Origin of the sequence: Microbacterium sp. SY138 (assembly GCF_039729145.1) — a bacterium.
GTDB classification, from domain to species: Bacteria; Actinomycetota; Actinomycetes; order Actinomycetales; family Microbacteriaceae; genus Microbacterium; species Microbacterium maritypicum_A.
Genome location: NZ_CP155793.1, coordinates 990,519 through 1,013,415, shown reverse-complemented (window position 1 = coordinate 1,013,415; position 22,897 = coordinate 990,519). Strand labels below are relative to the sequence as shown.

At 68.9% G+C, this 22,897-nt stretch carries 20 protein-coding genes; 7 read left to right on the top strand and 13 right to left on the bottom strand.

The genetic code is table 11. The features are described from left to right. Nucleotides 1-82: 82 nt before the first annotated feature. Nucleotides 83-1,102, bottom strand: a complete 1,020-nt coding sequence (locus ABDC25_RS04760; protein ID WP_021198879.1) for an ABC transporter permease — start codon at nucleotides 1,100-1,102, stop codon at nucleotides 83-85. After that, nucleotides 1,099-2,058 carry an ABC transporter ATP-binding protein gene (locus ABDC25_RS04755; RefSeq protein ID WP_021198880.1) on the bottom strand — a complete coding sequence of 320 codons (960 nt, stop codon included), beginning with the start codon at nucleotides 2,056-2,058 and terminating at the stop codon, nucleotides 1,099-1,101. The genes ABDC25_RS04760 and ABDC25_RS04755 overlap by 4 nt, the downstream gene beginning before the upstream one ends. Before the next feature lie 89 nt (nucleotides 2,059-2,147). Here ABDC25_RS04755 and ABDC25_RS04750 point away from each other — a divergent pair, with 89 nt between their 5' ends. Together ABDC25_RS04750 and ABDC25_RS04745 are read left to right on the top strand one after the other, a co-directional pair. Further along, nucleotides 2,148-2,546, top strand: a complete 399-nt coding sequence (locus ABDC25_RS04750) for a YccF domain-containing protein (protein ID WP_021198881.1) — start codon at nucleotides 2,148-2,150, stop codon at nucleotides 2,544-2,546. Between the two features lie 54 nt (nucleotides 2,547-2,600). Then, on the top strand, nucleotides 2,601-3,062 hold the full coding sequence (locus ABDC25_RS04745; protein WP_167253289.1) for a hemerythrin domain-containing protein: 462 nt from the start codon (nucleotides 2,601-2,603) through the stop codon (nucleotides 3,060-3,062). Between the two features lie 23 nt (nucleotides 3,063-3,085). Here ABDC25_RS04745 and ABDC25_RS04740 read toward each other — a convergent pair whose 3' ends face one another. After that, nucleotides 3,086-4,072, bottom strand: a complete 987-nt coding sequence (locus tag ABDC25_RS04740; protein WP_347125074.1) for a glycerophosphodiester phosphodiesterase family protein — start codon at nucleotides 4,070-4,072, stop codon at nucleotides 3,086-3,088. Nucleotides 4,073-4,163: 91 nt separating this feature from the next. On the opposite strand from ABDC25_RS04740, the gene ABDC25_RS04735 reads away from it, so the two are divergent. Together ABDC25_RS04735 and ABDC25_RS04730 are read left to right on the top strand one after the other, a co-directional pair. Continuing rightward, nucleotides 4,164-5,090, top strand: a complete 927-nt coding sequence (locus ABDC25_RS04735; protein ID WP_021198884.1) for a Bax inhibitor-1/YccA family protein — start codon at nucleotides 4,164-4,166, stop codon at nucleotides 5,088-5,090. Between the two features lie 168 nt (nucleotides 5,091-5,258). Beyond that, nucleotides 5,259-5,531, top strand: coding sequence for a GlsB/YeaQ/YmgE family stress response membrane protein (locus tag ABDC25_RS04730; protein WP_021198885.1), 273 nt, complete (start codon nucleotides 5,259-5,261; stop codon nucleotides 5,529-5,531). A gap of 79 nt (nucleotides 5,532-5,610) precedes the next feature. Here ABDC25_RS04730 and ABDC25_RS04725 read toward each other — a convergent pair whose 3' ends face one another. Together ABDC25_RS04725 and ABDC25_RS04720 are read right to left on the bottom strand one after the other, a co-directional pair. Continuing rightward, nucleotides 5,611-6,909, bottom strand: coding sequence for an RNA polymerase sigma factor (locus tag ABDC25_RS04725; RefSeq protein WP_347125071.1), 1,299 nt, complete (start codon nucleotides 6,907-6,909; stop codon nucleotides 5,611-5,613). A gap of 24 nt (nucleotides 6,910-6,933) precedes the next feature. Continuing rightward, nucleotides 6,934-7,362 (bottom strand): YciI family protein, encoded by a 429-nt coding sequence (locus tag ABDC25_RS04720; RefSeq protein WP_029258591.1) that lies wholly within the window; start codon nucleotides 7,360-7,362, stop codon nucleotides 6,934-6,936. A gap of 130 nt (nucleotides 7,363-7,492) precedes the next feature. Here ABDC25_RS04720 and ABDC25_RS04715 point away from each other — a divergent pair, with 130 nt between their 5' ends. Beyond that, nucleotides 7,493-8,158 carry a DNA alkylation repair protein gene (locus tag ABDC25_RS04715; protein WP_021198888.1) on the top strand — a complete coding sequence of 222 codons (666 nt, stop codon included), beginning with the start codon at nucleotides 7,493-7,495 and terminating at the stop codon, nucleotides 8,156-8,158. A gap of 107 nt (nucleotides 8,159-8,265) precedes the next feature. On the opposite strand, the gene ABDC25_RS04710 is transcribed toward ABDC25_RS04715, so the two are convergent. The 3 genes from ABDC25_RS04710 to ABDC25_RS04700 are packed head-to-tail and all read right to left on the bottom strand — an operon-like array spanning nucleotide 8,266 to nucleotide 11,758. Then, nucleotides 8,266-9,654, bottom strand: a complete 1,389-nt coding sequence (locus ABDC25_RS04710) for a glycosyltransferase (RefSeq protein ID WP_347125069.1) — start codon at nucleotides 9,652-9,654, stop codon at nucleotides 8,266-8,268. Nucleotides 9,655-9,662: 8 nt separating this feature from the next. Continuing rightward, entirely contained in the window at nucleotides 9,663-11,249 is a 1,587-nt protein-coding gene (guaA, locus tag ABDC25_RS04705; RefSeq protein WP_021198890.1) for a glutamine-hydrolyzing GMP synthase, read from the bottom strand. Next, a complete protein-coding gene (locus ABDC25_RS04700) occupies nucleotides 11,246-11,758 on the bottom strand; it encodes a DUF3817 domain-containing protein (protein WP_021198891.1) in 513 nt (170 codons plus the stop codon). Before ABDC25_RS04700 ends, guaA begins: the two co-directional genes overlap by 4 nt. Before the next feature lie 120 nt (nucleotides 11,759-11,878). Between ABDC25_RS04700 and ABDC25_RS04695 the strand changes: the two genes are divergently transcribed. After that, a complete protein-coding gene (locus ABDC25_RS04695) occupies nucleotides 11,879-12,502 on the top strand; it encodes a glyoxalase (protein WP_029266983.1) in 624 nt (207 codons plus the stop codon). 70 nt (nucleotides 12,503-12,572) lie between these two features. Here the strand turns inward: ABDC25_RS04695 and ABDC25_RS04690 are convergent, their stop codons facing one another. The 3 genes from ABDC25_RS04690 to ABDC25_RS04680 all read right to left on the bottom strand — a co-directional run bounded on the left by ABDC25_RS04690 (nucleotide 12,573) and on the right by ABDC25_RS04680 (nucleotide 19,366). After that, a complete protein-coding gene (locus ABDC25_RS04690; protein ID WP_347125066.1) occupies nucleotides 12,573-17,162 on the bottom strand; it encodes an ExeM/NucH family extracellular endonuclease in 4,590 nt (1,529 codons plus the stop codon). A gap of 267 nt (nucleotides 17,163-17,429) precedes the next feature. Then, complete coding sequence (locus tag ABDC25_RS04685) at nucleotides 17,430-18,191, bottom strand: SURF1 family cytochrome oxidase biogenesis protein (RefSeq protein WP_347125933.1); 762 nt, start codon at nucleotides 18,189-18,191, stop codon at nucleotides 17,430-17,432. 59 nt (nucleotides 18,192-18,250) lie between these two features. Beyond that, nucleotides 18,251-19,366: a GuaB3 family IMP dehydrogenase-related protein gene (locus tag ABDC25_RS04680; protein ID WP_021198895.1), complete on the bottom strand. Its 1,116-nt coding sequence runs from the start codon at nucleotides 19,364-19,366 to the stop codon at nucleotides 18,251-18,253. 74 nt (nucleotides 19,367-19,440) lie between these two features. Between ABDC25_RS04680 and ABDC25_RS04675 the strand changes: the two genes are divergently transcribed. Beyond that, nucleotides 19,441-20,526, top strand: coding sequence for an FAD-dependent oxidoreductase (locus tag ABDC25_RS04675; RefSeq protein ID WP_347125064.1), 1,086 nt, complete (start codon nucleotides 19,441-19,443; stop codon nucleotides 20,524-20,526). A gap of 13 nt (nucleotides 20,527-20,539) precedes the next feature. Here the strand turns inward: ABDC25_RS04675 and ABDC25_RS04670 are convergent, their stop codons facing one another. Both ABDC25_RS04670 and ABDC25_RS04665 read right to left on the bottom strand, forming a co-directional pair. After that, a complete protein-coding gene (locus tag ABDC25_RS04670) occupies nucleotides 20,540-22,228 on the bottom strand; it encodes an ATP-binding cassette domain-containing protein (RefSeq protein ID WP_347125062.1) in 1,689 nt (562 codons plus the stop codon). A gap of 97 nt (nucleotides 22,229-22,325) precedes the next feature. Further along, nucleotides 22,326-22,877 carry an OsmC family protein gene (locus ABDC25_RS04665; protein ID WP_347125060.1) on the bottom strand — a complete coding sequence of 184 codons (552 nt, stop codon included), beginning with the start codon at nucleotides 22,875-22,877 and terminating at the stop codon, nucleotides 22,326-22,328. Nucleotides 22,878-22,897: the final 20 nt, after the last annotated feature.

Sequence of the window (22,897 nt, the reverse complement as noted above, 5' to 3'; positions counted from 1 at the left end):
CCGTCCCGGTCGCACTTGCCGCCGCATCAGAGCGTCCGGAACGGCGGGTGGTGCGACCGGAACGTGCCCGAGGGGAAGAGCCTCAGGCGATGCGCGTGCCCGGGGGCAGCCGGCGAGCCGGCGTCCGCGTGCGCGCCCATGCCCCCGCGAACAGCGAACCCGCGATGACGATCTGCACCCCCAGGCCGACGAACCAGCTCGGCACCGTCGAGTCGATCACCTCTTGGGGTGTGCGGTACCCGCCACCGGGGTCGCACTCGTCCCAGCGCTGTTCCAAGGGCGAGAGCTGCGCGCTGCGCAATCCGTACTTGATCTGACCGAACATGTCGACGGGATAACCCCCCGTCGCGTACTCGGTCGGGGTCGCGTCGGCGAGCACGACGAACGGGTTCGCGGCGAGCGTCCACCACACCAGATCGAACCGAGGCACATCCTGGGTGCTGTTCACCTCCCAGCGATCACAGTCCGGCGTGCCGTTCGCGTCGTACGGGCGCGAGTACACGGTCGCTTCGCTGCGCACCGCCATGCCGCCGAGTCCGAACACGATGAGCGTTCCGAACACGAGCGCGGCGACGACCAGGTAGGTCGTCGCGACCGAGAACAGCGGACGCGCGATGAGTCCGCTCAACCCCACTCCGATCGCGGCCACGATGATGATCTCGGCCGCGAGCACGAGCAGGGAGATGAGCAGCACGGCCGGGTTCGCTCCCCCACCCAGCAACGACAGGGCCAGGAACGGCACCGCGACCACCAGGAAGGCGCCGCCGGTCGCCACGGCCGCGACGAGCTTGCCGAGCATGATGTCGCCGGTCGACGCGGCGGTCACCTGCACGGCCGCGAGCGTCGCGGCATCGCGATCCCCGTTGATCGCGTTGCCGCTGAGCGTCGGCGACACCAGCACGACCAGCAGCAGCACGATGTTGACGACGATCGAGTAGACGCCGGCACCGACCGCATCGCCCCAGGAGTACACGGCGAACGAGAGCCCCGTGACCCCGAGCAGCACCAGGGCGAAGACCCCGAGCAGCACATACCAGCCCACGCTGCGCAGGCGCTGGGTCAGTTCGAGTCGGGCGATGATGCCGATGTTCGCGAGGCTCATGCGCCCGCCTCCGTTCCGGTGGATGCCTGGGGTGGTGTCGCATGATGCAGGTTCAGGAACGTGTGCTCCAACTGGTTCTGCGCCGGAGCGAACTCCACGACCGGGAGCCCCGCCTCGATCAGATGCCGAAGGGCCTGTGCTGCGGCATCCTCTCCCTCGAATCCGACGAGCACCGCTCCGCGATCCTGCGAGAGGGATTCGGGGGCGATGCCGAGATTCGAGGCCACCTGCCAGGCATCGGCCTTCATCCGATCCTCGGTCGCACCGGCGAGACGCACCCGCCACGCGCGCAGCATGCTCCGCGCCGGTGCGGCATCGACGACGGCACCGGCGACGAGGAAGACCGCGTCGTCGACGACCTCTTCGAGCTCCGAGAGGATGTGGCTCGAGATCAGCACGGTGCGCCCCTCCGCCGCGAAACGGCGCAGCAGCACCCGCAGCTGCACCCGCGCCTCCGGGTCGAGACCGGAAGCCGGTTCGTCGAGGAGCAGCACCTGCGGGTCATTCACCAATGCGCGTGCCAGGCCCAGCTTCTGCTTCTGCCCTCGCGACAGCACCTTGGCCGGGGAGTCGGCGAGTTCGGTCAGCCCGACGAGGGCGAGCAGCTGCTCCGCACGGACCGCGGCCTGCGGCTTCTCGATGCCGTACAGGCGGGCGGTCGTGACGATGGTCTCCCGTGCGGTGAGCGACGGCCACGCACCGAGAGCGTCCGGCATCCATCCGAGCAGGCGTCGTGCGGCGAGCGGATCGACGGAGGGGTCGACGCCTCCGATGCTGATCGTCCCGGTGTCGGGAGCGAGGAGGGAGGCGAGCATCAGCAGCAGAGTGGTCTTGCCTGCTCCGTTCGGCCCCACGAGGCCGGTGACGCGGCCGGGCTCGGCTCGGAGAGTGGCGCCCCTCACCGCCTGCACCGTCCCGAACGCTCTGCTGACGTCTTGCACCACGATTCCGGTCATGCGGTCAGTCTGGCATCCGGAGTCCGTCGCCTCCGGGACCTCGGGGCGGATGCTCAGGCCCGGCAGCAGAGGGGTGACACAATCAGCTCATGCGCACGATCCTCAACATCATCTGGGTCATCCTCGCCGGCTGGGCCCTGTTCCTCGGGTACGTCCTCGCCGGCATCCTGCTGTGCATCCCGATCATCACGATCCCCTGGGCGATCGCCTCGTTCCGCATCGCCGCCTACGCGATCTGGCCGTTCGGCCGCGAGGTCATCAGCAAGCCCACCGCGGGTGTCGGGTCGTTCCTCGGCAACGTGCTGTGGGTGATCCTGGCCGGCTGGTGGCTCGCGATCGGACACATCGTGTCCGGAATCCTGCTCTGCATCACGATCATCGGCATCCCGATGGGCATCGCCGACTTCAAGATGGTCCCGATCTCGCTCATGCCGCTGGGCAAGGAGATCGTCTCCACCCGCCGCGGCGCCTTCGACCGCACCCTCTGAGCGGGAATCCGCCGACACGGGCCCGCTCTGCACCGGCCCCTCTACACTGGCCCGATGGATGCCGCCCGTCTGATCGCGTGGGATCAGGAGCTCCGATCGGCGCATTCGCGTCTGCGCGCCGCGCTCGCCGCCACGCGCGACGCCCTCGACCACGGCACGGACGTCCCCGATGCCGCATCGGAACTCGTGCTCTACTGCGTCGGATTCTGCGCCGCCCTCGACGGCCACCACGGCGCCGAGGATCGGCAGCTCTTCCCTGCTCTGCGCGCGGAGCATCCGGAGCTCGGCGGGATCATCGACAAGCTGATGCAGGATCACTCGATGCTCGCCCACCTGCTCGACTCGCTGCGCGGTGCAGCCGAGCGCGGCGACGATGCGACCGCGATCGGCGGTCACCTCGACGGGATCGCCGCGATCATGGAATCCCACTTCCGTTTCGAGGAACGCGAGATCCTCGAGCCCCTGCGCGCCCTGATGCTCGAGAGCGACGTGCAGAGCGTGCTCGGACCGCTCTGACGCCGCGGACCTGCGCGACCGCATCAGCTGCGGAAGAAGGCGACGCCCAGATCCGGATGATCGACGAACACGCCGTCCACGCCCTGACGTGCGATGACGCCCCACTCCGCCTCGTAGTCGCCGTAGGCGCCGCGCCCACCCCGGCCGCGGAACTCCGCCGCGAGGAAGGCGTTCTCCGGCCGGCACGTCCATGTGAAGACCTGCAGACCTCGTGCATGCGCATCCGCGACGATCGTGTTGCCCCGGTCGAGCAGCATCTTCTTGCTCACGCTGATGCCGTCGACCTGTCCGACGAGGGCGTCGAGCCCCTCCGGGGTGACGGTCTCCCTGTACGTGCGGGCGTGCGTGCCCTCGGCCACCAGGAGGTCGTACGGACGCCCCGACGCCTCGATCAGGTAGATGTACGATGCGGAGATCCCGCGTTCCCGCAGCTGCCCGAGCACGGTCGACTCGAAGCACTCGATCACCAGCGGCAGCTCCCCCTCGGCCCATCCGGCGTCGCGCAGCTCGCGGTCGATGAGGGGGGCCAGGTCGAGGCCGATGCTCGCGAAGTACGTGGCGTGCTTGACCTCGAGCACCACGCCGATCTCGCGTCCATGCTCCGCCGATCCGTCGCGCACGATGTCGAGCACATCGCGCAGGCGCAGGATCTGCTGGGCGCCGTCGAAGCTCGCGCTCGATGCCCGCACCTCGGGCAGCCGCTCGCGGATGCGCAGGGTCGACAACTCGTCCCACGTGAAGTCCTCGCTGAACCATCCCGTCAGCGCCTGCCCGTCGACGCGCTTCGTCGTCTTGCGGTCGGCGAACTCCGAATGTTCCGCGACGTCGGTCGTGCCCGAGATCTCGTTCTCGTGCCGCACGATGAGCACGCCGTCCTTGGTCGCCACGACGTCGGGTTCGACCGCATCCACCCCCATGGCGAGAGCGAGCTCATAGGAGGAGCGGCTGTGCTCCGGGCGATAGCCGGGCGCACCGCGGTGCCCGATGACGAGGGGTGATTTCCTGGGCACGCTCTCAGCGTAGAACACCCCGGCGATGCGCCCTCCCGAGTATCGTGGAGGAAAGAGACCTACTACCCCCCTTTTGGAGTGAGGCCCACCAATGAGCAACTTCGCTTTCAACAACCCTGCTTTCCAGCAGCAGGACCCGCGCAACGTCGCGACGTACCCGGGCGGACCTCAGGCTGCCCAGGGCGCGCAGAACGCCTCGCTCCAGCACGGGGCGATGGACGCTGCGGCCAACGCACAGCTCGAGGGCATGTACGCCGCCCCGCCGGCCGGAGCGATCGAGACCGACCGCATGTCGGTCGAGGACACGGTCTGGAAGACGGCCGGCCTGTTCGGCATCCTGCTCGTCACCGCCGCGATCGGCTGGGTGCTGACGCTCGGCGGCCTGGACGTGCCGCGATATGACCCGTACAACCCCGCGCCCGTCAGCATGCTGCCGTGGATCGTCGGCGCGCTCGGCGGCTTCGTGCTCGCGATGGTCATCACCTTCACGTCGCGCAAGAAGGTCCGGCCCGCGCTGATCTTCGCCTACGCGGCGTTCGAGGGCCTCTTCATCGGTGGCATCTCGGCGTTCTTCGAGGTCATCTACCCCGGCATCGTCTTCCAGGCGACGCTCGCGACCGTCTCGGTCGTCGGGGTGACCCTGGCTCTCTTCGCGAGCGGCAAGATCCGCGCGTCGAAGAAGGCGACGAAGATCTTCATGATCGCGATGATCGGCTACCTGGTCTTCTCGCTGCTGAACCTGGTCCTCATGTGGACCGGCGTGCTGCCCCAGGGCCAGGCCTTCGGCCTGCTGAGCGCCAACATCTTCGGCATCCCGCTCGGTGTCATCATCGGCGTGCTCGTCGTCATCATGGCGGCGTACTCGCTCGTGCTCGACTTCGATCAGATCCAGCAGGGCGTCCGCAACGGTGCTCCCCGCAAGTACGGCTGGCTCGGCGCCTTCGGCATCATGGTCACGGTCGTCTGGCTCTACGTCGAGATCCTGCGCATCATCGCGATCGTCCGCGGCAACAACTGACCGCGCACCGATCCGACCGCGTCGAGAGGCCCGTCTCCCCTGGGGAGGCGGGCCTCTTCGCACATCCAGGCATGTGTGCGCAAGGGGTTGGCACGCGAGCAGCGATGTCGGCACTCTGGATACCAGAAGCCCCGGCACCCCGGGGCTCCCGATCCACAGGAGCTGACCATGAGTTTTCTCGGCTTTCTTCTTCTCGGCCTCATCGCCGGAGCCATCGCCAAGCTGATCCTTCCCGGCAAGCAGGGCGGCGGCTGGTTCATCACGCTGCTCCTCGGCGTCGTGGGCGCACTGCTCGGCGGCTGGCTCGGCAGTCTGATCCTCAACCGTCCGCTCACCGAGTTCTGGGACCTCGGCACCTGGCTCCTCGCCATCGCCGGTTCCATCATCGTGCTCCTGATCTACGGCCTGATCGCCGGTCGCGGCCAGAAGGCGCGCAGCTGACGGCATCCGCCGTCGACGCCACGCGCGTCACCCTGATGCCCGTCCCCTTCGGATGCCTCGCGCACCCGAAGGGGGCGGGTCATTTCTGTGCCCCTCGTGCCTTCCGCTCCAGCAGCGATCTCTCCCGATCATTGCCGGCGAGTCCGGCGGCGACGGTGAACTCGCTCCGGGCTTCCTCCTCGCGCCCGAGCCGACGCAACAGTTCGCCGCGCGTCGCGGGCAGCAGGTGGTAGCCGCGCAAGGCGCCCGAACTCGACAGCTGGTCGATGATGAGCAGAGCGGACGCCGGCCCGGTCCCCATCGCCACCGCAGCCGCTCGGTTGAGCTCGACCACCGGCGACGGAGCGAGCCGCCCGAGCGCCTCGTAGAGCAGCACGATCCGTTCCCAGTCGGTCTCCTCGACAGACGCCGCCACGGCATGGCACTCGGCGATCGCCGCCTGCAGCCCATAGGCACCGCGCCCGCGTCCGAGAGCATCGGCGGTCGCCAGCGATGCACGTCCACGCGAGATGCGGCCACGATCCCAGCGCCGACGGTCCTGATCGGCAAGCAGCACCGGGTCGCCGTGTCGATCAACGCGCGCCCCGAATCGCGCGGCCGTCAGCTCCATCAGCGCCAGCAGGCCGTGCACCTCGGGTTCCTGCGGCATCAGCGCGGCGAGCACGCGCCCGAGACGGATGGCCTCGTCACTCAGCTCGGGGCGCATCCAGTCGGGCCCGCTGCTCGCGGCGTGGGCCTCGTTGAAGATCAGATACAGCACGCCGAGGATCGCACCGATGCGCGGCGCACGCTCCTCGCGGGAAGGCACCTCGAACGGGACGTTGGCGGCGGAGAGCGTCTTCTTCGCCCGCACGATGCGCTGCTGCACGGTGGCGGTCGGCACGAGGAACGCGCGGGCGATCTCCTCGCTGGAAAGCCCACCCACCACCCGCAGCGTCAGGGCGACCTGCGCCTCTTTCGAGAGCACAGGGTGGCAGGAGATGAAGATCAGGCGCAGCACGTCATCATCGACGGCGTCCGGATCCCACAGCAGGTCTCGCCCCTCCCGCTGCTCCTGCTCCAGGTCGTGTGCGAGAAGGGCGACCCGCCCGTCCAGACGCTCCTGTCGACGCCACCGATCGATGGCCTTGCGTTTCGCGACCGCGGTCAGCCAGGCCCCGGCCTTGCGCGGGACGCCGTCGACCGGCCACTGCCGCAACGCATCCACCAGCGCCTCCTGAGCCAGGTCCTCCGCGAGGCCGAAGTCACCGACCATACGCGTCAGAGCTCCGACGATGCGGGCGGACTCGATGCGCCACACGGCGGCGACGGCGCGCTCGGCAGACCCGGTATCGGGAGCGGAACGCGCCGTCTCGCTGTGTGGGGAAGAGTCCGTCACTGCTGTGCCGTCACTGCTGTGCCATCACTGCCGTGCCGCGCGCTGAGCTGCTTCCTCGCGCCAGCCCTCTTCCTTCTGGATCCACTCGTTGTCCGCCGGGAAGTCCTCGACGCCGGTCACGCGACGCACCTCGAGGTACGACCCACGTCCGAGAGGCGCACGGCTGGCCCACTCCGCCGCCTCTTCGCGCGTGGGGACCTCGATGATCCAGAAGCCGTTGAACAACTCCTTCGTCTCGCCGTAGGGGCCGTCGGTGATGAGCGGCTTCTCGGTGCTGAAGTCGACCACGAAACCCTCGGCCGCATCGGTCAGGCCCTCGCCCGCGACGAGCACTCCGGCCTTGATCATCGACTCGTTGTACTTGCCCATGGCCTCGATGACCTGCTCGAAGGGCATGTCCTTGTAGGCCTCGACGGCCTCGTCGGTCGCGCGCATGATGAGCATGAACTTCATGATGTTCTCCTTGTTCGAAGGGCCGTCTCTCGACCCTCTCATCAATGACGTCGAACGGGAACGGCCCGGATCGACATCATCTCGGAATTCTCTCTGAAGAACTTCTCGGGGCGGTCGTAGACTCGCTCCCGTGACCGCCGCAGACCTCGTGCAGAGCATCCGATCCGCGCTCCGTGATGAGGCCGATCCGGAGCTGGCACCCGCGCAGCAGGCGTACATGAAGTCGGCGCTGCCCTTCCTCGGCGTACGTGTTCCCGGGGTGCGAGCCGTGACGCGTGGGCTCGCGCGCGAGGTGACGGACACGGCGGTGTTGCGCGGTACGGCACTCGTGCTGTGGCGGGAGGCGGCATTTCGCGAGGAGCGCTACGCCGCCAGTGCTCTGATGGCTCTGCGTCCGGTGCGAGCCCGACTCGACATGCTCGATGTGCATGAGGAGATGATCCGCACAGGAGCGTGGTGGGATCACGTCGACGAGGTCTCGCATCGGCTCACCGAGACGCTCGATGCGCACCCTGCCGAGATGACGCCGGTGCTGCGGACGTGGTCGCGCGACGACGACTTCTGGGTGCGCCGGGCGAGCATCATCTCCCAGCTCGGACGCAGAGGTGCCACCGATCGCGAGCTGCTCGCCACTGTGATCGAACCGAACCTCGCCGACACCGAGTTCTTCATCCGCAAGGCCATCGGCTGGGCGCTGCGCGAGCTCGGCAAGACCGACCCGGCGTGGGTGCGAGCCTTCGTCGAGTCGCACGAGCTGTCGCCGCTCTCCCGCCGCGAGGCGCTCAAGCTGCTCTAGATCACGCTCCGGTCGCAGTTCCTGCCGCGCGGGCCGCCGTGAGGCGACAGAAAGTGCGACCGGAGCGGTCAGCCGGAGCGGTCAGGCGACGCGGTCAGGCGACCCGGTCAGACGCGACGGGACGGGCGCGCGGCGACGTCGGCGATCGCCGCGGTCAGGGCGTCGAGCGAACGCTGCGGGCTCCAGGCCGCAGCAACCGACGGGGCCTCGGCGCTCAGCGCCGCGAGCCGATCGGGGTCGGTCAGCAGCGCGCGGATCGCCTCGCCCAGCGCCTCGACGTCGCCGCTCGGGACCAGGACGCCACCGCCCTGTTCCAGCACGTCACGGATGCCGTAGCGGGCGTCGTATGACACGACAGGGGTCCCATGCAGGAGTGCCTCGACGATCGACAACGGCTGGCCCTCGAAGGCGGTGGCCGTGACGATCATCGACGCCCGATCGAGCACGGTGCCGGGCGAATCGGTGTAACCCGCGAGCAGCACGCGGTCCCCCGCGCCGAGCTCCTCGATCAGCGCGCGCAGCCGATCCTCTTCGGGCCCGCCGCCCCAGATCTCCATCCGGGTTCCGGCGACGTCCGCGGCGAGGAACGCCCGGATCGCCTGATCGATGCGCTTGCCTGGCGCGAGACGACCGAGCACGACGACGAGCCCGTCTTCGCGGAGGTCGTCCCGATGCTCCACCGGGGCGATCGGGTTCGGCACCACGACATGAGAAGCCGCGGAGCCGAAACGCGCCACGACATCGTCGCGCTGGGTGGTGGTCGGCCAGATGACGGCGTCGAAACGGTCGGTCAGCCGGAACCAGCGCGTCCAGAGCGTGTTCATCGGAGCATCCGGGGTGTACGGCGCCTCCATGTGCATGGTGTGGATCGGGTGGACGATGCGCACACGCGGATCGGACCAGTCGGCGATGAGCTCGCCGAGCTGCCGGGATTCGCAGATCACGACGATGAGACGATCACCGAACGCGTCCGCGACGTGCTCGAGCCAGGCCCGGTAGAGCCCGCGGAACCCGTGCAGCGCCCCGACCACCTCGCCTGCGGCGTCGTGGACGAGAACGGGTTCCTCGGTCAGATGCCAGTCCGGATTGCCGGGGATGATCGGTAGCGCGGCGAACGGCCGGCCGTCGACATCCGTCAGCACGCGGTACTCGACGTCGGGGTCGGCGGTCACCGCGGGGTCGGCGGCAGCGCGCAGCCAATCGGCCGCTCCCCCACCGGAATCCGTGGCCTCGTCGAACAGGTTGCGCATGCGTGAGGGGTCGACGAGCGCCCCCTGCTCCGCGAACGTCCGACGTTGCGCGGCATGATCGGCAGCCGTTCCCGGGTCGAACGTGAGCAGCTGCGGACCCGCCCCCTCCGCGACCCCGGCCTCGGCGAGCTGCCGGGCACGTGTGAGCGTCGCGATCGTGTAGCCGCCGTCCATGCCCGGGATCAACCGACTGGACAGCACCACGTACTCGGCGTCGGGAAGCACCGGCGCCGCACCGGGGAGCATGGCGCTCCCTACTCCCACTCGATCGTTCCCGGCGGCTTCGACGTGACATCGAGCACGACGCGGTTGACGTCGCGCACGCCGTTCGTGATGCGGTTCGAGATCTTCGACAGCACGTCATACGGCAGACGCGTCCAGTCGGCGGTCATGGCGTCTTCGCTCGACACCGGGCGCAGCACGATCGGGTGGCCGTAGGTGCGGCCGTCGCCCTGCACACCCACCGAGCGCACGTCGGCGAGCAGCACGACGGGGCACTGCCAGATCTCCTGGTCGAGGCCGGCCTTGGTCAGCTCCTCGCGGGCGATGGCGTCGGCCTCACGCAGAATCTCGAGACGGTCAGCGGTGACCTCACCGATGATCCGGATACCGAGGCCGGGCCCCGGAAACGGCTGGCGTCCGACGATCGCCTCGGGGATGCCGAGCTCGCGACCGATCGCGCGGACCTCGTCCTTGAACAGGGCGCGCAGCGGCTCGATCAGCTCGAAGTCGAGGTCGTCGGGAAGGCCGCCCACGTTGTGGTGCGACTTGATGTTCGCCGTGCCCGCACCACCGCCGGACTCGACGACGTCGGGGTAGAGCGTGCCCTGCACGAGGAACTTCACGGGAGCGCCGCCCGAAGCCTTGGCCTCGGCGACCAGGTCGAGCTGCACCTTCTCGAACGCACGGATGAACTCGCGTCCGATGATCTTGCGCTTCTCTTCCGGGTCGGTCACCCCCTGGAGGTGGCCGAGGAAGGTCTCTGCCGCGTCGACCGTGATCAGACGCACGCCGGTGGACTCGACGTAATCCTTCTCGACCTGCTCGCGCTCGCCCTTGCGGAGGAGGCCGTGATCGACGAAGACCGCGGTGAGCTGGTCGCCGATGGCCTTGTGCACCAGTGCCGTGGAGACGGCGGAGTCGACACCGCCGGAGAGCGCGGAGATGACCCGAGCGTCGCCCACCTGCTCGCGGATGCGCTCGATCTGCTCGGCGATCACGTTGCCGCTGTTCCAGTCGGACGCGAGGCCCGCGCCCTTGTGCAGGAAGTTCTCGAGCACGCGCTGACCGTGGTCCGAGTGCTTGACCTCGGGGTGCCACTGCACGCCGTAGAAGCCGCGCTCCTCGTTCGCGAACGCCGCGACCTTGGTCGCATCCGTCGTCGCGAGCACGTCGAAGCCCTCGGGGGCCTTGGCGACCTGGTCGCCGTGGCTCATCCAGACGTTCTGCTCGGCCGGCTGACCGCCGAGCAGCGTCCCGCCGTCGCCGGTGATCACGGCATCCGTGGCGCCGTACTCGCGCAGACCGGTGTTCGCGACCTCGCCGCCCAGCGTCTGGGCCATGTACTGGAAGCCGTAGCAGATGCCGAGGGTCGGCACCCCGAGGTCGAAGACCGCCGGGTCCAGCTTCGGCGCTCCCTCCTCGTACACCGACGAGGGGCCTCCGGAGAGGATGATCGCGACCGGGTTCTTGGCGGCGATCTCCTCAGCCGTGGCGGTGTGCGGCACGATCTCGCTGTACACACCCGCCTCGCGGACGCGGCGGGCGATCAGCTGCGCGTACTGCGCGCCGAAGTCGACGACGAGCGCAGGACGCTGCTGGGTCTCGGACTGTTCGGTCAACGGACACCTTCCGGGGCGGGGGCGGAGGCCTCGGCGGCCTCTCTGGTGGCGAGATAGGTCTTGACTTCACGGGCGACGACGGCCTCCATGAAGAACGACAGCAGCGGCACGACGCCGCCGAGCGCGAGCAGGATGAAGCGCGGGAACCGCCAGCGCATCAGGCTCCACATGCGGAAGCACGCGAAGAGGTAGACGACGTAGAACCAACCGTGCGCCACGAGGATGAACAGCGACAGGTTGAATCCGTCGCCCAGCGAGGTCATCTCGCAGGAGTTGGTCATCGGGGCGAACAGCGACCACCACTGGCAGTCGGGCCCGGCGAGCACGCCGGCGAACCAGAGCGGTCCTCCGGAGCCTCCCATGAAGAGCTCGAGGTGGATCGGCGTGTACTTGAGCACCATCTCGGTCAGCAGCAGGAGCAGCATGACTCCTGTGATGATCGACGCGATCTGGTAGAACTTCAGCGCACCGCGGATCGCCGGAAAGCTGGCGACTTTCGGTTCGGGCATGCGTCCAGTCTAGCCGCCGGGAAATCGTGTCGAATCCGGGCACCATCGTGCGGAGAGAGCGCTGCGCATCGGTCAGGAATCGAGAAGCACGCGGGAAGACGCGCTCGTAGCGTCGTCGACATGAACACCACGATCGATTCCCTCACCCTCGACGTCCCCGACGTGGACGCCGCCCGCTCGTTCTACGCGCACGCGTTCGACCTCGGCGATCGCCTGCGATTCCGCACCGCGGATGCCGACACCACCGGCTTCCGCGGCTACACCCTGTCGCTCGTCGTCTCCCAGCCTGCGAATGTGCGTGCACTCGTGGATGCCGCGGTCACCGCCGGCGCCACGGTGATCAAGCCCGTGTCGAAGTCGCTGTGGGGCGTCGGCGGCACGATCCAGGCCCCGGACGGCGCTATATGGAAGGTCGCGACCTCGGCGAAGAAGGACACCGCTCCCCCGAGCCGGACGGTCGACGAGATCATCCTCCTGCTCGGAGCGGACGACGTCGTCGCATCGAAGACCTTCTACACGGAGCGCGGCATCCCGGTCGGCAAGAGCTTCGGCCGCAGCTATGTGCAGTTCGACACCGGAGCCGGCCCGATCGGCCTCGGCCTGTACCGGCACGCATCCCTCGCGAAGGACGCGGGCGTGCCCGCCGAAGGATCCGGCTCGCATCGGATCACGGTCAACGGCGTGCTCGGCGCTGCGGTCGACCCCGACGGATTCGTGTGGGCTCCCGTCGCAGTCGACGCCTGAATCCCGGACGACGTGGCGAAGGCCGCCGGGAGAGTCCCGACGGCCTTCGCCTGTGTCATCCCCTACCCGATCAGAACCACCGGGTCAGCAACTCCCAGAGCCAGTCGAGGATCGCACCGATGATGCCGCCGGCACGGTTGACGGTGACCGTGGCGGTCGCCGCGTCTCCATCGGCCTGCGACGCCGCCACGGTGTACTTGCCCGACGGGGCGCTCTTCGGCACGGTGACCGAGGTGCTGAACGTACCGTCGGCGCCGACCTGGACGGTGCCGACCTGCACCGGCTTGCCCTTCTTCGGGCGCAGCTCGATCGACACGGTCTCGCCGGGCACGTAGCCCTCACCGGTGACCTTGAGGCTCTTGCCCGCGGTCACCTTGGACGAGCCGAGGGCGATCGTGCCGGCGAACTCGGCTTCTCCCGCGATCGTGAACGGCACCTGCACCGTGGTTCCGGTACCGGCGACGTTCACGGTGAGCACCTGCTCGCCGAAGACACCGGACGGAACCGTGAAGGTCAGGCTGGCGCGCCCGCCCTCGTCGGTGGTGTCGACGACCGCCGGGTCGACCGCACCGGCCGCGAGCTGCGTGCCGCCGAGCGACAGCGACACCTCACCCGGAGCCGGTTCGCCCGCGCTGAAGGCCAGCGAGGAGAGCGACACGGTCACCTGGTCGCCGGCGCTGTAGCCGTCGGCATCTGCGGGGCTGACCGCCACACCGACCGCGCGCTGGGCGTAGTCGGGGCTCGCGGTCTTGTTCGCGTCGAACCAGTCGACCATGGACTGCAGGTCGACCTTGCCGGTGTCACGCTTGCCCGTGCCCTCCTTGAAGGTGAAGAAGTTGTCTCCACCGGCCGCGAGGAACGAGTTGGCGGCGACCGTGTAGTTCTTCGCCGGATCGAGCGGGGCACCGTCGAGGGTGATCGAGGTGATCCGCGAACCCTGCGCTGCGGCGGGATCGTAGGTGTAGACCAATCCCTTCGAGACTCCGAGCTTCAGGAACGGACGAGCCGAGCCTGCCGGCTGCCACTGCTCCTCGAGCACGCCCTTCAGCTGCGCCCCCGTGAGCGTCAGCGTCACGAGCGTGTTGGCGAACGGCTGGACCGTCGCCGCCTCACGGTAGGTGACGTTGCCGTCGGGGTCGGACGCGCCGGCCGACGCGTACGTGAGGTTCGCCCGGATGCCGCCTGGGTTCATGATCGCCACATCAGCGCCCGTGGACCACTTCTGCACATCGGCGACGAAGTTTCCGATGGTGGACTCGCCACCGCGGTTCTCGGATCCGTTCGTCTGACGCGCGCGGTTGAAGTCGGCCGTGATGTCGCCGACCTTGATCGCACCCAGCACATCGGCCTCGGCCTTCGCCTTGGCCACGATGTCCGCGACCTCGGGGACGGCCGGGTAGAGCGGCTTGCCCGCAGCGGTGAGGGGCTTGATCTCGTTGGTGATCGAGATCAGGTCCTTCGTCTTCGGGTCGACCTTGATGTTCATCAGGCCCAGGTTCTCGCCGTACTGCCCCGCGGAGACGACCGGGCGGCCGTCGATCACGTGGTTGTAGGCGAGGTGGGTGTGCGCCGACACGATGGCGTCCACGTCGTCATCGACCCCGTAGACGATCTCGCCGAGGGGCGAGTCCGGCGTGATGCTGGAGAGCTCGACGCTGGACGCGCCTTCGTGCACGAGCAGGATGACGACATCCGCCTCGCCGTTGGACTCATCGCCGTCGCGCAGGTCGTCGGCCACCGCGTTCACGGAATCGACGATGCTGCGGACCTCGAGGTCCTTGATGCCCTCGGGCGAGACGAGCGAATCGAGGTCTTCGGTGACCGCACCGACGAAGCCGACCCGCACGCCGTCGAGCTCCTTCACCCAGGCCGGTGCGAGCGCGGGCTCGCCGGTCTCGGTGACGAACACGTTCGAGGAGATGTACTCCCAGTCCGCGCGCTCCTGCACGCGATCACGCAGGTCTTCCCAGCCCTGATCGAACTCGTGGTTGCCCGCCGCACTGACGTCGAGGCCGGCCGCGTTGAGCGCGTCGATCGTGGGGTTGTCGTCGTTGATGAACGAGGTGAACGTCGACGCGCCGATCAGGTCGCCGGCACCGGCGAAGATCGTGTTCGGGTTCGCCTCACGGAACTGCTTGACCGCACCGGCCAGGACCGCCGCACCCGCCGCAGCGCCGTCGGCCTCGATCCGACCGTGGAAGTCGTTGACCGTGACGACGTCGATGCTCACCGGCGGGATCTCCGAGGAGACGCCGACGATGATGGGGTCGTGGTCGCTGGAGCGGTAGGGCGTTCCCTGCTCGGTGGCGCCGAACGCGTAGCCGCGGTCGCTCCATTCCGGGGAGTTGATGCCCCACACGCCCGCACCGGTGATCGACGAGGCGAGCGACGGCGACGCGATCACGTGGTCGAGCGAGCCGAGCTCGCCGTCGAACGCGTACGTGTACTGGCCGGAGGCCTTGTCGGCGACCAGGTCGCTCCACCCGTTCGAGGTGAACACGTCGATCGGATCTTCCTTGCCATAGGCGTTGAAGTCGCCGATCAGCAGCATGTCACCGCTGCCGGTCGTCTGCTCGAGCTGGTCGGTGAAGGCGAGGATGGCGTTCGCCTGCTTCACGCGGTCGGCGTTGAAGAAGCCCTGTCCGTCGGCCGGCTCCGCTCCTGCTCCCTCGGGCGGCGACTTCGACTTCAGATGGTTCGCGACGACGGTGACGACGCGGCCGTCGATGTCGAACGCCTGCGCGATCGGCTCGCGGGCGTTGCCCCACACGGTCTCGTCGGTGACGGTGACGCTGTCTCCGACCCGCTTGACCGCATCCTTCTTGTAGATGATCGCGTTGGTGATGAAGTCGGTCGTCGCCGCGTTGTTCAAGGCGGCGGGAGTGGGCACGTAGCCCCACACGTCGCTGCCGGCGTCGGCGTTGAGGCCGGCGACGAGGTCCTTGAGGGCGGTGTCGATGGGCTTGCCCAGCTTGACCGAGTTCTCGATCTCCATGAGCGAGACGATCTCGGCGTCGAGCCCGTTGATCGCCGCGACGATCTTGGACTTCTGGATCGCGAACTGCGCCGCGTTCGCCGCACCTCGGGCGTTGGAGTTCTCGCTCTTCAACGTCGTGAAGTAGTTGTAGACGTTGAAGGACGCGACCTGGACGTCGCCGCCCACGGACGGCGCGCTGTCCGTCCGCGGGTTCGTCGCCTCGAAGCCGACCTTGAGGTCGGCCGACGAGGAGTCGTCGATCGGCACGACCGGCTGCAGGCGCCAATCGTTGAAGCCCCACTGCAGCACGTAGCCGTTGTCGCCGAAGTCGACGGTGTCGCCGTTGCGGACCACCGTGTCCTTCGTGAAGTAGGGCTGCTCGCCGGGGTGGCCGCTGTTGGACACCTGGATCGACCAGCCGTCGTCCAGCAGGATGCGGTTCGCCCGGTTCGCCGCGGCGATCGCGGCAGCCTCGGCACCGGGACGCGTGGTTTCGGTGCTCTTCACGGCGAGTGCGTCACCGGCATTCAGCCAGAGCGTGCCGAAGTTGAAGAGCTGGTGGCTGGAGGCGAGACGGTAGGTCCCCTCCGGAGCCACGTACATGTTCTCGAACTGCTCGCGGTCGGCTCCCTGCACCGCGGCGGGCAGCGGTGTGACGGCGGGAACACCGACGCCTGCCGTGACGACGGAGACGTCGGCGGCCGCGGCCGGGTTGATCTGCGTCTGTCCGAAGTACTCGCTCACAGAGCCCGTCACCGAGACGAGGTCGCCGATCGCGAGGGTCGGGTTCAGCGCGTTCAGGAAGACGAAGACGCCATCCGAGGCACCGGGCGTCGCGTCGGTCGCGCCGCCGGAGCCCTGGGTCTGGATGACGATGCCCTTGTAGCCGCCGGTGCGGTAGTCGGCAGTGACCACGCCCTCGACCTGCACGGTCTGCCCGTTCAGCGGCGAGACGTCGGTCGTGCCCTGGACCTCGGCGATGGTGGCCGTGGTCGGATCCGTGCCCGGACCGGTGCCAGGGTCGGTGTCGCCGGAGTTCTGCGGGGTGATCGTGGGCGAGAGCGTGAAGTCGGCGCTGTTGACGTCGGTGTCGACGCCGCCTGTGCGGTTGAGCGACTTGACGTCGGTGTTGCCGGAGGGCGCGGTGGCCGCCGTGCCCTCGAAGGTGTTCGAGGTGCCGTAGCCCAGCAGGTCGACGACGCCGTCGACGCCGACGGCCGAGCCCGGCGTGAGGCTCACGGCCGCGGTGCCCTCGACGAGCGCGAGCGTACCGTTGGTCCCGCTCGGGGTCAGGGTGCTGACGGCATCCGGTGCGGGCAGCTCGGCACCGTTCGCGCCGTTGCTGTTGCCCTGCACCAGGTAGTAGCCGCCGGCGGGGATGACGCCGGTGAGCGGAGCCACGCCGTTGAACGCGGCCGTCCCGTTCGCCGAGCGGTACTGCAGCGACATGCCGTCGAGGGTGATCGGAGCCGAGGTGGGGTTGTACAGCTCGACGAACTTGTTCTTGAACGCCGCTCCCGCGCTGCCGCCGGAGAGATACGCCTCGTTGATCACCACCCCTGTGCCCGAGGTGTCGGCGGTGGCGGGAACGGCGGCCAGCGAGCCGAGGCTCAGCGCGGCGACACAGGTCACGGCGAGAGCGCCGATGCGCCCTCGACTTCTACGGTGCGAGACGGGAGCCATGCGGTTCCCCTCGTCTGGAGCGGACATCATCGGTGCGGTCTCCTCGGTCGGGTTCGACACTTCTCAGGACTGTCACGGCACACAGGGGAAACTCCCAGCGTGCTCACATGGTTGCGAGCATACGGAGCGGTCCGGACATCCTCAACGGAGTTTTCCGATTCGTCATCGAGCGATCACCGGATGGCCGGAACGACCCCTGACGAAGGTCACTACCCACACACGATGGCGCACAATTGCGCACATGAACGCGCGCGGATGCGCGTGAGATCAGGCGGTGGTGCCGCCCTGCGCCTCGTCCTCGAACTCCTCGACCTCGCGCTCCCAGGCATCCTTCGCGAGGCGATACCAGAGATAGAACGCGAAGCCGGCGAAGATGGCCCACTCGACCGCGTAGAAGACGTTGAGCCAGTTGACGGGAGACATCTCATCGGGTGCCGGCGAGGAGATGTCGACCAATCCTGCCGTCGCCGTGGTCGAGGCGAGGTAGGGACGGTAGACGTCGAGTTCCTCGACATCGTGCCAACGGCTGAGGAGCGCGGCCGGCGACATGCGATCCAGCCGCTGCGGATCGGAGTGCGGCGGTACACGGGGACCCTCGTCCGAGATGATGCGTCCGGTGACCTCGACCTCGGAGCCGTCGGCGCCGGCTTCCAGTTCTTCCACGGCCGCGTCAGCCGTCTGCTGATCGGGAGCCCAGCCGATCGCGACGGCGATGGAGGTGCGCTCGGCGACCCGCAGCTGACCGGTGACCCAGTAGCCCTCGACATCGTCGTTGAAGCGGCTCGACACCACGATGAAGTCCCCGGGAACCCAGGTGCCGGTGGTCTCGACCCGCTGACCCACGAGCGGCTCGGGCAGATAGGCGCCCGGCTCGAGGACGTCGGTGAGCTGCTGGACCTGCTCGGTGGCACCGGGAGCGGGCGGATCGGTCTCGATCGCGCGCTCCAGCTGCCACTGTCCGAGCCAGGCGAAGATCCCGGCGACGAGGAGGCAGAGCAGGAGCATCCCGATCCAGCGTCCCCGCAGCATGACCTCGCGGAGAGTCGGGGGGAACAGAGCAGGAGTGGTCACGGTGGAGCGCAGGACCCTCAGGCCTCGTACGGTGCGAGCACGACCTCGACCCGCTGGAACTCCTTGAGGTCGGAGTATCCGGTGGTCGCCATCGACTTGCGCAGCGCACCGATGAGGTTCGCGGTGCCGTCTGCCACGGGCGCCGGGCCGTAGAGGATCTCTTCGAGCGTGCCGATGCCGCCGACCTCGACACGGTGGCCGCGCGGCAGCTTGGGGTGATGCGCCTCGGGCCCCCAGTGGAAACCGTGGCCCGGTGCGTCGGTGGCACGGGCGAGCGCGACGCCGAGCATGACCGCGTCGGCGCCCATCGCGAGAGCCTTGACGATGTCGCCGGAGGTGCCCACGCCGCCGTCGGCGATCACGTGCACGTAGCGTCCGCCGGACTCGTCGAGGTAGTCACGGCGAGCGGCGGCGACGTCGGAGACTGCCGTCGCCATCGGCGCGTGGATGCCGAGGGTGGCGCGCGTGGTCGACGCCGCTCCCCCGCCGAAGCCGACGAGCACACCGGCGGCGCCCGTGCGCATCAGGTGGAGGGCCGCGGTGTAGGTCGCGGCACCGCCGACGATGACGGGCACGTCGAGGTCGTAGATGAACTTCTTGAGGTTGAGGGGCTCTGCGACACTCGACACGTGCTCGGCCGACACCGTGGTGCCGCGGATCACGAAGAGGTCGACGCCGGCGGCGGCGACGGTGTCGTAGTACTCCTGAGTGCGCTGCGGGGTGAGGGACCCTGCGACCGTGACGCCCGCTTCGCGGACCTCGGCGAGGCGACGGGTGATGAGCTCGGGCTTGATCGGCTCGGAGTACAGCTCCTGCATCCGCACCGTCGCCCCGGCATCGTCGAGACCCGCGATCTCCGCGAGCAGCGGCTCGGGGTTCTCGTAACGCGTCCACAGGCCCTCGAGGTCGAGGACCCCGAGTCCGCCGAGCTGACCGAGCATGATCGCGGTCTGCGGGCTCACGACCGAGTCCATCGGCGCGCCGAGCACCGGGATCTCGAAGCCGAAGGCGTCGATCGTCCAGGCGGTGGACACGTCCTCCGGGTTACGCGTGCGCCGCGAGGGCACCACCGCGATGTCATCGAACGTGTACGCGCGGCGTGCACGCTTTCCTCGGCCGAGCTCGATCTCCATGGTCACCCCACCAGCCTACCCGGCGGCCGGACGTGCCCGTGCTGGAAGACTGGCTCCGAGACCGGGAGGACGACATGAGGACCGAGACCGTGGACGTCGTTGTGGTGGGCGGCGGCGTGATGGGGCTGGCGACGGCGTGGGAGCTGGTGCGACGAGGACGTCGTCCCGTCGTGGTCGACCGGTTCGCACGCGGCCATCATGAGGGCGCTTCGCACGGGGCGACCCGCAACTTCAACAACGCGTACGACGAGGATCACTACCTCGATCTGCTCGTGCGCGCCCGCGCCGGGTGGGATGCACTGGGCGACGTCGACGGCGAGCCGCTCCTGCGCCTGCACGGACTCGTCACCCATGGCCACCCCGACCTCGCCGCGGTGCACGCGGGGCTCGACGCTCGCGGCATCCCGAGCGCGGTACTCTCCCCCGCCGAGGCGAGCGCCCGGTGGCCGGGGATGCGCTTCGACGGCGACGTGCTGTGGTCCTCCGACGCCGGGGTCGTGCGCGCGACGGAAACACTCCGCGAGCTGGAACGGCGGATCGTCGCCGGGGGCGCAGAGGTGCGCTGGAACATGCCGGTCGCGCACATCGACGAGCACCGGGACGGCGCCGCGGTCGATCTCGCCGACGGCAGCCAGCTGCGTGCGGAGGTCGTCATCGTGACCGCCGGCGCGTGGACGCAGAAGCTCCTCGCCCGCTTCGGCCTGCCGCGACTCGCCGTCACCGAAGAGACGCCGGCGCACTTCCGGCCGCTGACCGACGCGACCTGGCCCTCGTTCAATCACTACGTCGATCCCGCGGCATACCCTGCCACCGTCTACGGCATGCCGACGCCCGGCGAAGGCGTGAAGGTGGGTTTCCACCGCGTGGGAGATGAGGTCGACCCGGACGCCCGACCGCACCTGCCCACGCATCAACGCGCGCTGGCGGACTACGTGCGCGAGTGGATGCCGGGGCTCGACGCCGCATCCGCCGTGCCGATCAGCTGCACGTACACCTCGACCGACGACGGGACGTTCGTGCTGGATCGCCGAGGCCGGATCGTGGTGGGCGCCGGATTCTCCGGTCATGGCTTCAAGTTCGCCCCGGGCGTCCGCGGGATCCTCGCCGACCTCACGATAGATCCCACCGCGCGCGCCGCTGCGCCCTTCCGGTTGCCCTGATCCGCGCCGGACGTCAGCGTGTGCGCGCCACCCGCTTCTCGTCCCACACCGGCTCGTCGGATTCGTACACGTCCCCGTCCGATCCGAACACCAGGAACCGGTCGAACGACCGCGCGAACCAGCGGTCGTGGGTGACGGCGAGCACGGTGCCCTCGAATCGTGCGAGCGCCCGTTCGAGCGCCTCGGCCGACTCCAGGTCGAGGTTGTCTGTCGGCTCGTCAAGCAGTAGCAGCGTCGCCCCGGAGAGCTCCAGCAGCAGCACCTGGAACCGCGCCTGCTGTCCACCCGAGAGCGAATCGAACGTCTGCTGAGCCTGCCGCACGAGGCCGTACCGGTCGAGCGCCGAGCTCGCGGCATCACGCGGCATCCCGGCGCGTCGATCGTCGCCGCGGTGCAGGATCTCGAGCAGCGTGCGTCCGACGAACTCCGGATGCGCATGCGTCTGCGCGAACAGGCCGGGTACCACGCGCGCACCGAGTGCGGCTGTGCCGGTGTGCTCCACCGCGCTCAGCTGCTCGCCGGTCGCGGTGACATGGCCGAGCGTCGCATCGGGATCGCTGCCGCCGCGCGCCAACAGCCGCAGGAAGTGCGACTTCCCCGATCCGTTCGAGCCCAGCACGGCGACCCGGTCGCCGTACCAGACCTCGGCATCGAACGGACGCATGAGCCCGGTCAGCTCCAGCCGCTGCGCGACCACCGCCCGCTTGCCCGTGCGCGCGCCGCGCAGTCGCATGTCGAACTCCTGCGCGGGCGGCCGCTCCTCAGGCGGGCCGGCTTCCTCGAACTTGCGCAGACGGGTCTGCGCCGCCTGATACCGCGACGCGAAACCGTCGTTCGCCGAGGCTTTCACCTTGAGGTTCGCCACCAGGGTGCGCAGCTTCTCGTGCTGCTCGTCCCAGCGCCGGCGCAGCTCGTCGAGCCGGTCCATCCGGTCGATCCTCGCCTGCTGGTAGGTGCCGAAGCCGCCACCGTGCACCCAGGCCGTCGCGCCGGCTCCCCCGGGTTCGAGGGTGATGAGCCGATCGGCCGCACGAGCGAGCAGCTCGCGGTCGTGCGACACCAGCAGCACGGTCTTGGGCGTCTGACGCAGTTGTTCCTCGAGCCAGCGCTTGGTGGGCACGTCGAGGTAGTTGTCCGGCTCGTCGAGCAGCAGCACCTCGTCGGGCCCCCGCAGCAGCGCCTCGAGCGCGAGCCGCTTCTGCTCACCCCCGGAGAGCGTGGTGAGCTCGCGATACCGCGCCCGCTCGTACGGCACCCCGAGGGCAGCGATCGTGCACTGGTCCCAGACGGTCTCGTGCTCGTAGCCTCCGGCATCCGCATACTCGGCGATCGCCGACGCGTAGGCCATCTGCGTGTCGTGCTCATCGCGTTCGATCAGCGCGTTCTCCGCCGCCTCGAGCCCTTCGGCCGCCGTGCGGATGCGTGCAGGAGCGACCCGCACCAGGAGCTGCTGGACGGTCTCGCCCGCCTCACCGTGACCGACGAACTGGTCCATCACGCCGAGTCCGCCGTCGATCGTCACCACGCCGTCATCGGCCGTCTGATCGCCGCGGATGATGCGGAGCAGGGTGGTCTTGCCCGCGCCGTTCGGGCCGATCAGCGCGCTCGTCGAGCCGGCGCCGACGCGAAAACTCGCCTCGTCGAGAAGAGGTCTGCCGTCGGGGAGCGTCAAGGAGACGCTGGATACATCGATAGAGCCCACGGTGCGTGGCCGTCCTTCCGCCCGCGCATGCCGAGCCGACCAGGCTATCAGCAGGAGCGGGCATGCTCCACACCGCGGCCGGAGATGCTCCGAACGGTCAGACCAGAACGCTCGACGTCGGCACGGGAGCGGCGAAGAGATCGAGCACGGGGCAGTGCGCGTCGACGACGGTACGCAGGTTCTCGTACTCCTCCGGGGTGTTCGGGCCGGTGATGTCGACCGCCACCCGCACGTCGTGGAATCCTGCACGCCCCGACTCGTCGAGGCCGAACAGCTTGCGCACGTCGAGGTCACCCTCCGCAGTGATCTCGATCCCGTCGATCGTGAGCCCGAGAGCCTGGGCGTAGAGCCGGTACACGACCACCTGACACGAGACGAGCGCACCCAGCGCATACTCGACCGGGCTGGCCGCCACGTCGTCACCCGCGAGCGCGCCCGGCTCGTCGACGATGAAGCGGTGCTTGCCTGCGCGGATCTCGGTCGCCACGGAGCCGATGCCGCGCCCACTGACCCGATACGTCAGCCGGGCATTGGCGTCGTCCGCCGCGATCCGGTCGTTCCACGCCGATCCGGCGTCGGTGAGGCGCTGCGCGCGCTCGGGGGTTGTGACATCGGCGACACCGGCGAGCTGGTCCTGGAGAAGAGTCATGGCCCGACGGTAGCGACCAT